The 1,028-nt window shown below is 41.8% G+C and carries 1 pseudogene; it reads right to left on the bottom strand.

What is annotated here, in order from left to right:
- Positions 1 to 22: 22 nt before the first annotated feature.
- Positions 23 to 877, bottom strand: a pseudogene (locus tag I656_RS00140) (ISL3 family transposase); the annotation flags it as partial.
- Positions 878 to 1,028 lie beyond the last annotated feature (151 nt).

Below are 1,028 nucleotides of genomic sequence, written 5' to 3'. Positions count from 1 at the left end.
CTTAACTTGATGGGTATGGTGTCGGATACTCCTCCAAGATATCGTCTAATCGAAGCCGTTGGTCCTTACGAAGCTTTTCACAGCCTTTTAAGAGAAGATATCGAGCCTTTTTCAATGGAGAAAATTCCTTTCTTGCTTGATCCAAGGCTTGTGTCACTTTTTGAACCACATGGTACTTATCGATGACAATCGAAGCAGATGGAAACAGGGAGCGAACCGCCTTATGATAAGGTTCCCACATGTCAAGAATCACCGTTTGGACCATTTCTTTCGACAGGATATTTTGGCTCAACAAGTTGATGGCGGAGTCACATTGGCGATCGGCATGCATTCCCATGACCGATCCGGCTCTGGCATCCATCAATACAGTTTCATACTGATGTCCCTTTTTTACCGCGATTTCATCTAAACTAAGCACCATTCCTTCTTGAGAAGATGCTTCTATCGCTGTTTGACGCTCTTTTGCTTTTTTCGATGCGATGGAGTAATAAATGCGTTCCAATGTCGTATATGGGATGCGGTGCTTTCGACTAACCTCTTGAATGGTGGTGCCTTCGCAAAGTTCATACAAATACCCACAAAATCGATTGGTGTAATGTTGATTGGGTGAAATCGATTCCAAAGAGGCGGAAAACACTTGGGAACAATTCCAGCACCGATAGCGCTTTACCTTTACGAACAAGTACACCGGTTGATGGAAAATCGCCAAATCCCGTACTTTTCTTGTCCGTCTGTCGTGGACAGAGGAAGTGGCAAACCCACAATGAGGGCAACGTTCCTGTGTCTCTGTTTTCTCTACATGAATCGCATAACCATAGGAAAGAAGTTCGTGTTTAATCACTTTAAATTCTGGCAATCCTAGTGATATAGAAAGCACTTACGAGACCTCCCTAATGTTTATTTCACCGCTAACATTATTGCCAGGATCTCGTCAGTGCTTTCTCTTTTTTGTCACTAAATCACAAAATTTGGTGATGAACCAGAATTTTTAAATAAAAATAAATTGATAGTGTGAGTAAAATATTTGT

This window comes from Geobacillus sp. WSUCF1, assembly GCF_000422025.1.
In the GTDB taxonomy this organism is placed as follows: Bacteria; Bacillota; Bacilli; order Bacillales; family Anoxybacillaceae; genus Geobacillus; species Geobacillus zalihae.
The sequence above is the reverse complement of the archived record's forward strand: the minus strand, read 5'-3'. Positions and strand labels throughout refer to the sequence as shown.